This is a genomic window from Lacrimispora sp. 38-1 (genome assembly GCF_049890855.1).
Classification (GTDB): domain Bacteria; phylum Bacillota; class Clostridia; order Lachnospirales; family Lachnospiraceae; genus Lacrimispora.
Window position 1 is genome coordinate 95,706 of record NZ_JBANEW010000011.1, and the last position, 12,239, is coordinate 107,944.

Below are 12,239 nucleotides of genomic sequence, written 5' to 3' on the forward strand. Positions count from 1 at the left end.
CATGTACATCATCGCAGGATTAGGTAATCCAACAAGAGAATATGATAAAACAAGACACAATGTAGGTTTTGAGGCTATTGATGTTCTGGCGGATAAACTGGGAATCCGCGTGACAGAAAAGAAGCACAAAGCTGTGTACGGTATGGGAATGGCGGGATTTAAAAAGGTGATTCTTTCAAAACCTCAGACCTATATGAATTTAAGCGGAGAGAGTATCCGTTCCATGGCTGACTTTTATAAGGTGGAGCCGGAGAATATTATTGTCATCTGTGATGACATCAACCTTTCAGAGGGGCAGCTTCGCATTCGTCTAAAAGGAAGTGCAGGCGGTCACAACGGGCTGAAAAATATCATTCAGCATATAGGAACCCAGGAATTTCCAAGAATCAGAGTCGGAGTGGGTGAAAAACCAAAAGAGATGGATCTGGCAGACTATGTGTTGGGGCGGTTCCCGAAAGAGCAGGAGTCTGTTATGGCCGATGCTTACCGGGCGGCGGCAGAAGCGGCAATCATGATGGTGGAAGACGGCGCCGAAAAGGCGATGAATTATTTCAACAGAAAGAAATAAGGAGATTTCATGAACGATCTATTTGAAAAACCATTAAAGGAACTGAAGGACTTTGAGGGTCTTTGCTTTGATCTGGCAAAGAAGGCCGGACCAGTCATGGCAAGCGGCTGTATGGATTCCCAGAAGGTTCATCTGATGTATGAAGCGGCAAAACAGGAAGGTCTTAAACTGGTAGTGACATATGACGATACCAGGGCAAGAGAGATCTATGAGGACCTTCGCTTTTTTGATTCCAACGCGTGGCTTTATCCTGCAAGGGACTTGCTGTTTTTCAATGCAGATATCCATGGAAACCTGCTTACCAAGCAGAGAATGGCAGTTTTCCGTCATTTAATGGAACAATCCTCGGGATGGGTGGTAACAACCTTTGACGGATTGATGGACCATCTCATGCCTCTTGCTGATTTGAAAAAACAGGCACTTCTCGTCAAAGGCGGTCAGATCATTGATGTGGAAATATGGAAAAAGCGGCTGACACAACTGGGATATGAGCGAATGGGCCAGGTAGATGGCATGGGGCAGTTTTCCATCCGCGGCGGTATCATAGACATTTTCCCGTTAACAGAAGAGCTTCCTGTTCGTATTGAGCTTTGGGACAATGAGGTGGACTCCATCCGAACCTTTGATTTAGAAAGTCAGAGATCCATAGAGCAGCTTGATGAGATCTGTATTTATCCGGCGACAGAAATGGTTCTTACCTCCCAGCAGATTAATGAGGGTATGGAAGAACTTCAAAAGGAGCTGAAAAAATATGAAAAGGATTTGAGGGCGCAGTCAAAGATTGAGGAAGCAGCCAGGATCCGTTCTATTGTATCAGAACTCATAGAAGGCTTAAAGGAGGGCTGGAAGCAGCACGGACTTGATGGCTATATTCATTATTTCTGTAAGGGAAGTGTGTCCTTTCTGGATTATTTTTCTCCTGAAAATACGGTCTTTTTTCTGGATGAGCCGGAGCGGCTTAAGGAAAAGGGAGAGACCGTTGAGATGGAATTTCGGGAAAGTATGATTCATCGTCTGGAAAACGGTTATCTCCTTCCAGGACAGACCAGTCTTCTCTATCCGGCAAAAGAGATGTTGGCCAGAATCCAGATGAAAAGCGGTGTTTATTTAACCGGCCTGGAACAGAAGCTGTCAGGCTTTGTGGTAAAAAACCGCTACAGCTTTCAGGTTAAGAACGTAAATTCCTACCAGAACAGTTTCGAACTGCTTATTAAGGATTTAACCAGATGGAAACGGGAGGGGTACCGGGTCATTCTTCTATCCGCTTCCAGGACCAGGGCCAGCCGTCTGGCCGGCGATTTAAGGGAATATGAATTACGTGCGTACTGTCCGGACGACAAGGATGGGGAGCATGAGGTAAAACCAGGGGAGATCCTGGTTACTTACGGCAGCATTCACCGCGGCTTTGAATATCCCATGATTAAATTCCTGGTTATTACCGAAGGCGATATGTTCGGTATGGAAAAGAAGAAGCGCAAACGGAAAAAGACGGTGTATGAAGGCACCAGAATCCAGAACTTCTCTGACCTTTCCGTAGGCGATTATGTGGTACATGAAGATCATGGTCTGGGAATTTACCGCGGAATTGAAAAGATTGAACAGGACGGCGTGATCAAGGATTACTTAAAGGTGGAATATGCGGAAAACGGCAATCTTTATCTTCCTGCCACAAGGCTTGACGGAATCCAGAAGTATGCCGGTGCTGAAGCAAAGAAGCCAAAGCTCAACCGTCTTGGAGGAGACCAGTGGAATAAAACAAAAACCAGAGTAAAGGGTGCTGTAAAAGAGATTGCAAAAGACCTGGTTATGCTGTATGCGGCCAGACAGCAGACACACGGATTCCGGTACAGCGAGGATACAGTATGGCAGAAGGAATTTGAGGAGATGTTTCCTTACGAGGAGACCGAGGACCAGTGGGATGCAATTGAATCTACAAAAGCGGACATGGAAAGCGGCAGAATCATGGACCGATTAATCTGCGGAGATGTGGGATACGGCAAGACAGAAATTGCACTGAGGGCGGCTTTTAAAGCAGTACAGGAAGGAAAACAGGTTGTCTATCTGGTTCCCACCACCATTCTGGCTCAACAGCATTATAATACCTTTGCACAGAGAATGAAGGACTTCCCGGTACGGGTGGATTTAATGTCCCGGTTTAAGTCCTCTGCCCAGATTAAGAAAACGGTGGAAGACCTGAGAAAAGGAATGGTGGATATTGTGGTAGGTACCCACCGGGTTTTATCCAAAGATGTACAGTTTAAAGATCTGGGGCTTTTAATCATTGATGAGGAGCAGCGTTTCGGCGTTGCCCATAAGGAGAAGATCAAACAGTTAAAGGAAAATATTGATGTTCTGACCCTGACGGCAACCCCGATCCCAAGGACGCTTCATATGAGCCTTGTAGGAATCCGGGATATGAGTGTGCTGGAAGAGCCTCCCGTTGACCGAATGCCCATACAGACTTATGTAATGGAGCATAACGACGAAATGGTCCGGGAAGCAATTCACAGGGAATTGTCAAGGGGAGGACAGGTTTATTATGTATATAACCGGGTTAACAATATCGATGAGGTGGCAAACCATATTGCTAAGCTGGTTCCTGAAGCGGTGGTCACATTTGCCCACGGACAGATGCACGAGCATGAGCTGGAACGGATCATGTTTGATTTTGTGAATGGGGAAATAGATGTTCTGGTATGCACCACGATTATTGAGACAGGGCTTGATATTTCCAATGCCAACACCATGATTATTCAGGATGCAGACCGCATGGGGCTTTCCCAGCTGTACCAGTTAAGGGGCAGGGTAGGCCGTTCCAGCCGTACCGCATATGCATTTCTTATGTATAAGCGGGATAAAATGCTGAAGGAAGAGGCAGAGAAACGTCTTCAGGCTATCCGGGAATTCACGGAGCTTGGTTCCGGTATTAAAATTGCCATGAGAGATCTGGAGATAAGGGGAGCAGGCAATGTCCTGGGTGCGGAACAGCACGGTCATATGGAAGCTGTGGGATACGACCTTTACTGTAAACTTCTAAACCAGGCGGTTCTGGAGCTGAAGGGGGAGAGGAAAGAAGAGGATACCTACGAAACCGTTGTGGACTGCGATATCGATGCCTATATTCCAACCTCATATATTAAAAATGAATATCAGAAGCTTGATATTTATAAGCGTATTTCTTCCATTGAGAATGATGATGAGCATATGGATATGCAGGATGAGCTGATGGACCGTTTCGGTGAGATGCCAAAGCCGGTTGAGAATCTTCTTAAGGTTGCAGCATTAAAGGCCCTTGCACACAGTGCATACGTGACGGAGGTGAATATAAACCGCCAGGAAATCCGGCTTACCATGTACCGGAATGCAAAGCTGAAGGTGGAAGGAATTCCAAAGATTATCGAAGAATACCGGGGAGATTTGAAATTCCATATGGGAGAAGAGCCTAAGTTTGCTTACCTTGACCGAAAGAAAAATGCAACAACAGATGTAATGATAAGCCAGGCAGAAGTCATCTTAAAGCAGATCGTGGAATTGTCTGAAAAATAAAGAAAAATAGAAAATATAACTAAAAAAATATAGCTTGTCTGGTTGATTTTTTGGCATTATGTGATATAATAATAGTAGAAGATGGGATTAAGTCCCGGATGCTTTCTTACTTCAATACATTTTGTTTCGAAGAAAGGTGGTAGCTATGGACGTTTTAGGCATGTATCTTCTCCAACGAGTTTCAGATGAATTAACCATTCAGCGCTATGGTTCTTTTGAAAACAGGTTTGTGGCGCCTGTCCCCGATAATACGGCGGCGAAAGTGGCACATGAGGCATATATTTCCTCTTCAAAAGAAGTTCCCCATCGTGTCAGACAAGGTAATTTTTAATCTGGGTATGGAACATCCCTCTTCCTAAATTTCATAATTTACTAACTGAAAATCAGGGTTCGACTTTTTCTAAGGTCTGGCCCTGATTTTAAATTTTGGGAAAAATGGCAGACTTAAGTATAATCTGGTGTATTCGAAGCAAAATAATATCAGTGATATTAAAATGCACAAGATGGAGGAATATTAAATATGAAAGCAACTGGTATTGTAAGAAGAATTGATGATCTCGGACGCGTGGTAATACCAAAAGAGATCAGAAGAACACTCAGACTCAGAGAAGGAACTCCGCTTGAGATATTTACAGACAGGGAAGGCGAAATAATATTAAAAAAATATTCTCCAATGGTGGAGCTTACCGCTTTTGCTTCCCAGTATGCGGAAGCCATGGCCCAGACTACAGGGCTGACCGTATGCATCAGTGACCGTGATCAGATTATTGCAGTGGCTGGCGGATCGAAAAAAGAACTTCTTCAAAAGACGATCAGCAAGCAGCTTGAGACTATCATTAATGAGCGTACGGTTGTTGTAGCTGGAAAGGATGAGAAAGGATTCGTAGCACTGACAGGGGAAAGCCTGGAAGGTATAACGGCGCAGGTTGTGGCGCCTATCATCTGCGAAGGAGATGCCATTGGAGCAGTTGCTCTTCTAAGCAGAGAACCAAGAGCCCGTTTTGGTGATATGGAAACAAAACTGGCAACTACAGCAGCTGGATTTTTAGGGCGCCAGATGGAAGGATAAGGAGGTGAGAATATGCGGATTTTTATGCCGGAAGAGGATGACTACAACGATGGAGATATCCCTGAGATAGATACGGACCCCTACAAAGATGGCTTTTATGTAGAGCCTCTGCCAGAGTCAGAAAGACCAAGGCGGGATGGCCCGGGCGGGGACTAATACAGCAGAAGCTAAAACGGCAGCCGGATTTTAACCTGGCTGTCGTTTTGCTGACGGGATATGGATTAGTAGATGGTCTGGTCTCCATCCTTAATACAATAATTAACCTTCACACCCAGTTCTTCCATCCATTGTCTTGTCTCCAGGGTCTTCCAGTCTCCGCTTCCGATTCCTCCGCCGTTATCATTATTCCACAGCCAGAGAGGACAGGGCCATAATGCAATCTGAGGCTTAATGGCAGCATAGACTTCCCTGCTTACCCCATATTGTCCATGGTGGGACATCTGGACAATATCGCTTTTTAATTCGGCTGCGCCTGCCTCTTCATAGAGAAGTTTTCCTGCCTCAGGTCCCATATCTCCCAAAACAAGAATGCTGACATTGTTTAAAAAGAATTTATATGCCATAGAGCTGTTATTAACGGATGTAACGTCCAGAAGGTATGGGTTGTTAAGGACCCTGGCTTTTATTGATCCAACCTGGATCTCATCTCCCTTTTTTACCGTATGAAGACTCTCTGCGGGGAGTGTGGATAAGGCAGAGCGTAAATCATTAACAAGCTGTGACCGGGAGGATTCTGCCTTATCATACCAGGACTGGTCTGCCAGTGAATAATATACATTGTCAATGGTAATCTTCCGGTCGGGATTATTTAATATTTTAACCAGTGCTCCGATATGGTCTGAGTGGGGATGGGTGATGAACCAGGCGGATACATGTCCGCCTTTTGAACGGATTACATCGCTTAAATGATCCGCATCAATATCCCAGCCTCCGTCGATGACTACCAGTGCTCCGTTCTTATCCTGTAAAATCATGGAAAGCATCTGGCGGTTGTCATAGTCAGCAAGAAGGGAAAGACTTCCTCCGTTAAAAATTTTGCCTCCGGGACCAATATCTAAGGAGGGACCGATACCCATGCGCATGGCTGTTAATTCATCGGCTGTCCTTCCGGGAGTTACAATTTCAGGTGTAAAGGCGCTCAATACAATGTTAATAAACAGCACGAAGGCTGCTATTTTTTTCCATATACTAAAATGTTTCATGATTACCTCCGGTTTTGTTAAACTAGCACCTATTATAATAGAATCCAGGAATTTTTAACAGGGGTGCGGGTCAAATGTCAGAAAAACGTCAGAAATGGAAACAGATCCCCCTGTTTTCTCCGGCATGTGTTATAATCTGAAAAAAGGAGGTTCCGTGCATGTATACTTTTAAAGATTTAGTAGATATTACAAATAAACTGCGGTCGGAGGAAGGCTGTCCCTGGGACAGGGAGCAGACTCATGAAAGCTTAAAAAAGCATCTGGAAGAAGAGAGCCAGGAGGTTTTCTGTGCAATTGATAATATGGATATGGAAAACCTTTGTGAGGAGCTGGGGGATGTACTATTCCAGGTAATGCTTCACAGTCAGATTGCAAAAGAAAACAACAGCTTTTCCATTGACGATGTGGTGAATGGAGTGTGTGAGAAAATGATCCGCAGGCATCCCCATGTTTTTGGAGATAAAAAGGCGATTTCGCCGGAAGAGGGAGAGGCGCTCTGGAAAGCGATAAAAATGCAGGAGAAGGCCTGTGAAAAGAGCAAAAAACCTTGACAAAAACAGGAGAAACAGCTATAAATGATATAGTAATCGTGTCAACGAGAAAATCAGTAGCCTGGTGCTACATTCTAGGAGGAAGATATCAATGAACAAAGCAGAGTTAATCGCGGCAGTAGCAGAGAAAGCAGAGCTGTCCAAAAAGGATGCAGAAAAGGCAGTAAAAGCTTTAACAGATGTAATATCTGAAGAATTAGTTAAGGGCGAGAAAATCCAGTTAGTTGGCTTTGGTACATTCGAAGTATCTGAGAGAGCTGCCAGAGAAGGCAGAAATCCTAAGAGCGGTGAAGTGATGAACATTCCAGCTTCCAAGACTCCAAAGTTCAAAGCAGGTAAGGCATTAAAGGATATGGTGAACGCATAATCCATGAGACTTGATAAGTTTCTGAAAGTTTCCAGAATCATTAAGAGAAGAACCGTAGCAAACGAAGCCTGTGATGCAGGCCGTGTGCTTGTGAATGAAAAACCTGCAAAAGCTTCTTTAAACATTAAGGAAGGCGATGTGATTGAAATACATTTTGGCACCAGTTCAGTTAAGGTAGAGGTTCTTGATGTCGCGGAAACTGTAAAAAAAGATGAGGCAAAAGAGCTTTATCGCTATCTTTAGTCTTACATTTGATTCAAAAGATTAATTTCAGGAATAATGGAGCTCGCCTCCTAATATACTTTAGACAGGTATATTAGGAGGTTTTTCTTTATGGAAGAAAAGATTAGCACACGCCCTCACAGGCTGACAATAGATAATCGTGCTTCCAGTACGATGACGGGAATACGGGATGTAGTATCCTTCGACGAAAACCAGGTGGTACTGGATACTGATATGGGTCTGCTGACTTTAAAGGGAAAGGATCTTCATGTCAGCCGGTTAACACTGGAAAAAGGGGAAGTGGACCTAAACGGCAGCATAGAGAGCCTGATTTATTCCTCTAACGAGGCTTTACGCAGATCAGGGGAATCCCTTCTGTCCAGGCTGTTTAAATAAAATCCAGAGGGAGTCATATGAGCGTTCATATCGTATATGAAGTAAAACTTCTGCTCTACAGCTTTTTTACAGGTGCAGGGCTTATGATGACATATGACCTGCTGCGAATTTTCCGTATTTTTATTCCTCATACTTATGTATTTACGGGAATCGAGGACATGATTTACTGGGTTTATGCCGCACTGGTGACATTTTCCCTGTTGTATGAGCAAAATGACGGAGGATTAAGAGGATATGTCATAGCCGGGATTTTTCTTGGAATGTTTTTATATGACCGGCTGGTCAGCAGGTTTTTTTTAAAATCCTTGAAAAACCTTCAAAAATATCTTAAAATGAAAGTGCATAAGTGGATCCGCCCCAAAGGGCGGCAATAGAAACAACTGGTGATTGTATGAACGAGATGGGAAAGTCAAGAAGAAAAAGAAAAGATAGATGGGGCAACCGAATGACTCTTATTGGGATCACTTTTGTTGTGTTCAGCCTCGCAGTAATTGTCACAATCGAAGGTGCTTCGCTCAAAGAAAAAGAACTGGAATATCAGTTTCGCCTGCAGAATCTTCAGGCGCAGGTGGACAAGGAGCAGAACCGTGCCAAGGAACTGGAGGAATACCGGGTATATGTCCAGACGAAGCAGTATATCGAAGAGGTGGCAAAGCAGAAGCTGGGTCTTGTGAAACCCGATGAGATACTATTGAAGCCGTCGCAGAAGAAGTAGAAAGTCTGCGGGTATCCCTTTATGTCCAAAAAGCGTGGACAATATAGAGGAAACACTCTGCGGGTATCCCTCTATGTCCAAAAAGCGTGGACATTAAAGAGGAAACCTGTCGTACAATTTTAAATTTGAATCAGCTGTTTTGACAAAAATTTCCCTCCTCCCTGTATATAATGGTTTAAAGCATGATACAGGCAGGAGGGATTTTTGTGTTCAGACGTAAGGCGGCACATCACGATATGGCTGATGTGAATGTATATACGGCAAAGAGATTAAACGACATGGCAAATTCGCTTGGAGAACTTGCCAGAGCGTGCACAGATGAGCTGTCCGCAGAACAGGGACTTACAAAGGAAGATGGGATTGCAGCACTTGAGACTGCTGCAGCAATGGTATGCGCAGGCTGCAACAAATGTATCGTATATCCCGGTAAGGAACAGGACAACCAATATTATCTGCAGTATTTAATCCGTGCGTTTGAACAGAAGGGAAGCGTAGATTACGGGGACATGCCCCGTTTTTTTCTGGAAAGCTGTAAAAAAAGGGATGAGTATCTGGCTCACTTAAACAGGGGGCTTGGGCGGGCGACCATGAACCTTGCATGGAAGAACCGGTTTCTGGAAAGCAGGGATGCAATTATTGTCCAGTTTAAAGAGCTGGCGGTGATATTAGAGGAGTTTTCCCATCAGGTGGAGCATGCCACTGACATCACTCCGGACTGGGAGGACGAGATCAAACGGGCATTCCGTAAAAACCACATTGTGATAGAGAAAATGCTGCTTCTGGAATATGAAAATCAGCAGAGAGAAGCCTATCTTACCATGAGGACATTAAACGGGCGATGCGTCACAGTCAGGGAAGCGGCGGAGATTCTTGAGGATGCCATGGAGGAAGGGGAGTGGACAGTTGCCCCTGACGGAAGAACTTTAGTTACCAGGTCAGCAGATACCATTCGTTTTGTTGAAAAAGGGGATTATCAGATTATTTATGGTGCTGCAAAGGCCATTAAAAGCGGTGAAGAGATTTCCGGAGACAACTATACATTTGGACAGGTTCAGCCCGGACAGGCAATTATGAGTCTGTCTGACGGCATGGGAAGCGGAAAAATTGCGGAGGAAGAGAGCAGGCAGGTAATCGAACTGACACAGAGACTGCTGGAGGCAGGTTTCTCCACACGGGCTGCCTTAAAAATGGTGAATACCGTACTTCTTCTTACCGGAATATCCCAGCATCCGGCAACGCTGGATTTATGCTGCATTGATTTAAAAACCGGAATCATGGAAGCCATGAAGCTGGGAGCGGCAGCCACCTATGTCCGCAGTGAAAGAGGAGTGGAGCGCTTAGAGGCGGGTGAAGTTCCCATGGGAATATTAAGTCCGGTAGAGCCGGTGCTTTTATCCAAAAAGCTTTGGGATGATAACCGGATTATAATGGTGAGCGACGGGGTATTAGATGCACTGCCTGCAGATGACAAGGAGCTGATGCTGCAGGAATTCATTGCAGGAATGCCAATTAAGAATCCACAGGACATGGCAGACCGGATTCTTTTGTTTGCCAGATCATTTACAGAAAATGCAGCCGATGATATGACAGTGCTGACAGCCGGGATATGGAAACGAAAATAATAATTGCAACAGACATGATTTGCGGGTATATTTATGATAGAGAGGGGAGAAAATCAACTAAGGAAGGTGGTTGAATGTACAAAACGATTTTGGATTATGTCAGACGGAACCAGCTGTTTGACCGGGGAGACCGCGTGATCGTGGCGTTATCCGGAGGAGCCGATTCTGTCTGTCTTCTTGTAGTCTTAAACGAAATGAAGCAGGAATTTGATCTGACTTTAAAAGCGGTGCATGTTCATCATGGCTTAAGAGGAGAAGAAGCGGACAGAGACAGTAACTATGCCGGGGAACTCTCAGAAAAACTGGGAGTGCCCTTTTCCTGTGCTTATGTAGATGCTGCAGGCTATGCAAAAGAGCATGGAATGTCTGTGGAGGAAGCAGGAAGGCATTTAAGATATGAGATTTTTGAAGAAGAAAGGCAGCGGTTTAAGGGAACAAAGATTGCAGTAGCTCATCATGGTGATGACCAGGCAGAGACCATACTATATAATCTGTTCAGGGGAACCGGATTAAAAGGACTGGGCGGAATGCGCCCTTTAAGAGGGAATATTGTGCGCCCTCTTTTATGTGTGGGGAGAGAGGATATTCTTGCATATCTCAGCGAAAAAGGGATATCTTATTGTGAGGATTCCACCAACAGCGGAATCGAATATGCCAGAAACAGGATCAGAAGAGTGATTCTTCCCCAGGTAAAAGAGCAGTTAAATGCAAGGGCAGGAGAGAACATTATCCATGCGGGGATAATGGCAGCTAAAGCAGATGCTTACCTGGAAAAACAGGCAGGCAGCCTTTTAAAGAAACTCGGAGTATGGAAAAAAGACGAATCCGGGTCCGTTTTTCAGTGCGGAATTGGTACTGAAATACTACTGGCAGAGGATGACATAATAAGGACTTATGTAATCCGGCAGATGATTAACACCGTCAATCAGTCCATGAAAGATATTACCATGATTCATGTGGAAAGCGCGGCAGCGCTTCTTTTTGGTCCTGCAGGCAGGCAGATCGACCTTCCCGGAGGACTGATTGCAGTCAGAACCGGGAAGGAAATGTGGATAAAAAAGAAAAATGTCGAAGATCTGGTGGAAAACCACCTGGATGTTTGTCTCCCAAATGTGGATTTTTCTGTTTTTTCCTACAAAAAAGGCATGGAAATTCCCAAAAACGGGTATACGAAATGGTTTGATTATGATAAAATCAAATGTGCACTTTCTGTGAGGTATCGGGAAACCGGAGATTACATGACACTGGCCGGAGGCGGAAGAAAGACTTTAAAGTCCTATCTGATCGATGCCAAGGTTCCCAGAGAAGAACGTGGAAAAATTCCTCTTGTTGCGGAAGGTTCCCATGTCCTATGGGTAATCGGATACCGGATCAGTGAATACTATAAGATAACAGATGATACCCATACAGTAATACAAATGCAGCTAGACGGAGGAAAAGTTAATGGATGACAAGATACGTGTGATGTTATCAGAGGAAGAGATAGCAACAAGAATTAAGGAAGTAGCGGAAGAAATCAGCAGGGACTATGAGGGAAAACCTCTTCACCTGATTTGCATTTTAAAGGGAGGCGTTTTCTTTACCTGTGAGCTGGCAAAGCGGATCAGTCTGCCGTTAACCATGGACTTCATGTCTGTTTCCAGCTATGGATCCGGAACCGTATCAAGCGGAATTGTGAAAATCATCAAGGATTTGGATGACCCGATTGAAGGCAAGGATGTATTGATTGTGGAGGATATCATTGATTCCGGCAATACTCTTTCTTACTTAATTGAGGTGCTGAAGCAGAGAAATCCAAACAGTGTTCAGTTATGTACCCTGCTTGATAAGCCGGAACGCCGTGTGAAGAAACAGGTTGAAGTGAAGTATACCTGCTTTACCGTGCCGGATGAATTTATCATCGGTTATGGTCTTGACTACGATCAGATATACAGGAATTTGCCATATATTGGAGTGATAGAACAGCAATAAGGAGGCAGCA

Annotated in this window: 15 protein-coding genes; 14 read left to right on the forward strand and 1 reads right to left on the reverse strand. The window is 44.5% G+C overall.

The features are described from left to right. Position 1: 1 nt before the first annotated feature. The 5 genes from pth to V7D18_RS03075 all read left to right on the forward strand — a co-directional run bounded on the left by pth (position 2) and on the right by V7D18_RS03075 (position 5,339). Entirely contained in the window at positions 2 to 568 is a 567-nt protein-coding gene (gene pth / locus V7D18_RS03055) for an aminoacyl-tRNA hydrolase (RefSeq protein ID WP_426151320.1), read from the forward strand. Between the two features lie 9 nt (positions 569 to 577). Then, entirely contained in the window at positions 578 to 4,114 is a 3,537-nt protein-coding gene (gene mfd / locus V7D18_RS03060) for a transcription-repair coupling factor (protein ID WP_426151322.1), read from the forward strand. A gap of 145 nt (positions 4,115 to 4,259) precedes the next feature. Further along, the gene (locus V7D18_RS03065) at positions 4,260 to 4,445 is read left to right on the forward strand and encodes a hypothetical protein (RefSeq protein WP_117419535.1); all 186 of its coding nucleotides are present in this window, start codon (positions 4,260 to 4,262) and stop codon (positions 4,443 to 4,445) included. 189 nt (positions 4,446 to 4,634) lie between these two features. Beyond that, positions 4,635 to 5,183 (forward strand): stage V sporulation protein T, encoded by a 549-nt coding sequence (gene spoVT, locus V7D18_RS03070; protein WP_426151324.1) that lies wholly within the window; start codon positions 4,635 to 4,637, stop codon positions 5,181 to 5,183. Positions 5,184 to 5,195: 12 nt separating this feature from the next. Next, entirely contained in the window at positions 5,196 to 5,339 is a 144-nt protein-coding gene (locus tag V7D18_RS03075) for an AE-binding protein (RefSeq protein ID WP_426151326.1), read from the forward strand. A gap of 65 nt (positions 5,340 to 5,404) precedes the next feature. On the opposite strand, the gene V7D18_RS03080 is transcribed toward V7D18_RS03075, so the two are convergent. Next, positions 5,405 to 6,385 carry a ComEC/Rec2 family competence protein gene (locus V7D18_RS03080; protein WP_426151328.1) on the reverse strand — a complete coding sequence of 327 codons (981 nt, stop codon included), beginning with the start codon at positions 6,383 to 6,385 and terminating at the stop codon, positions 5,405 to 5,407. Between the two features lie 158 nt (positions 6,386 to 6,543). Between V7D18_RS03080 and V7D18_RS03085 the strand changes: the two genes are divergently transcribed. The 9 genes from V7D18_RS03085 to hpt all read left to right on the forward strand — a co-directional run bounded on the left by V7D18_RS03085 (position 6,544) and on the right by hpt (position 12,229). After that, a complete protein-coding gene (locus V7D18_RS03085) occupies positions 6,544 to 6,936 on the forward strand; it encodes a MazG nucleotide pyrophosphohydrolase domain-containing protein (RefSeq protein WP_426151330.1) in 393 nt (130 codons plus the stop codon). Between the two features lie 64 nt (positions 6,937 to 7,000). Continuing rightward, on the forward strand, positions 7,001 to 7,303 hold the full coding sequence (locus tag V7D18_RS03090) for an HU family DNA-binding protein (RefSeq protein WP_268875600.1): 303 nt from the start codon (positions 7,001 to 7,003) through the stop codon (positions 7,301 to 7,303). Positions 7,304 to 7,306: 3 nt separating this feature from the next. Continuing rightward, complete coding sequence (locus V7D18_RS03095; RefSeq protein ID WP_097005390.1) at positions 7,307 to 7,546, forward strand: RNA-binding S4 domain-containing protein; 240 nt, start codon at positions 7,307 to 7,309, stop codon at positions 7,544 to 7,546. A 90-nt stretch (positions 7,547 to 7,636) separates the two neighbouring features. Then, positions 7,637 to 7,921, forward strand: a complete 285-nt coding sequence (yabP, locus tag V7D18_RS03100) for a sporulation protein YabP (protein ID WP_117419539.1) — start codon at positions 7,637 to 7,639, stop codon at positions 7,919 to 7,921. A gap of 17 nt (positions 7,922 to 7,938) precedes the next feature. Next, on the forward strand, positions 7,939 to 8,295 hold the full coding sequence (gene yabQ, locus V7D18_RS03105) for a spore cortex biosynthesis protein YabQ (protein ID WP_426151333.1): 357 nt from the start codon (positions 7,939 to 7,941) through the stop codon (positions 8,293 to 8,295). 17 nt (positions 8,296 to 8,312) lie between these two features. Then, complete coding sequence (locus V7D18_RS03110; RefSeq protein WP_117419541.1) at positions 8,313 to 8,636, forward strand: septum formation initiator family protein; 324 nt, start codon at positions 8,313 to 8,315, stop codon at positions 8,634 to 8,636. A 206-nt stretch (positions 8,637 to 8,842) separates the two neighbouring features. Next, on the forward strand, positions 8,843 to 10,258 hold the full coding sequence (locus V7D18_RS03115; RefSeq protein ID WP_426151335.1) for a SpoIIE family protein phosphatase: 1,416 nt from the start codon (positions 8,843 to 8,845) through the stop codon (positions 10,256 to 10,258). A gap of 74 nt (positions 10,259 to 10,332) precedes the next feature. Beyond that, positions 10,333 to 11,709: a tRNA lysidine(34) synthetase TilS gene (tilS, locus tag V7D18_RS03120; RefSeq protein ID WP_426151337.1), complete on the forward strand. Its 1,377-nt coding sequence runs from the start codon at positions 10,333 to 10,335 to the stop codon at positions 11,707 to 11,709. Further along, positions 11,702 to 12,229 (forward strand): hypoxanthine phosphoribosyltransferase, encoded by a 528-nt coding sequence (hpt, locus tag V7D18_RS03125; RefSeq protein ID WP_426151339.1) that lies wholly within the window; start codon positions 11,702 to 11,704, stop codon positions 12,227 to 12,229. Before tilS ends, hpt begins: the two co-directional genes overlap by 8 nt. The last annotated feature ends 10 nt before the right edge of the window (positions 12,230 to 12,239 follow it).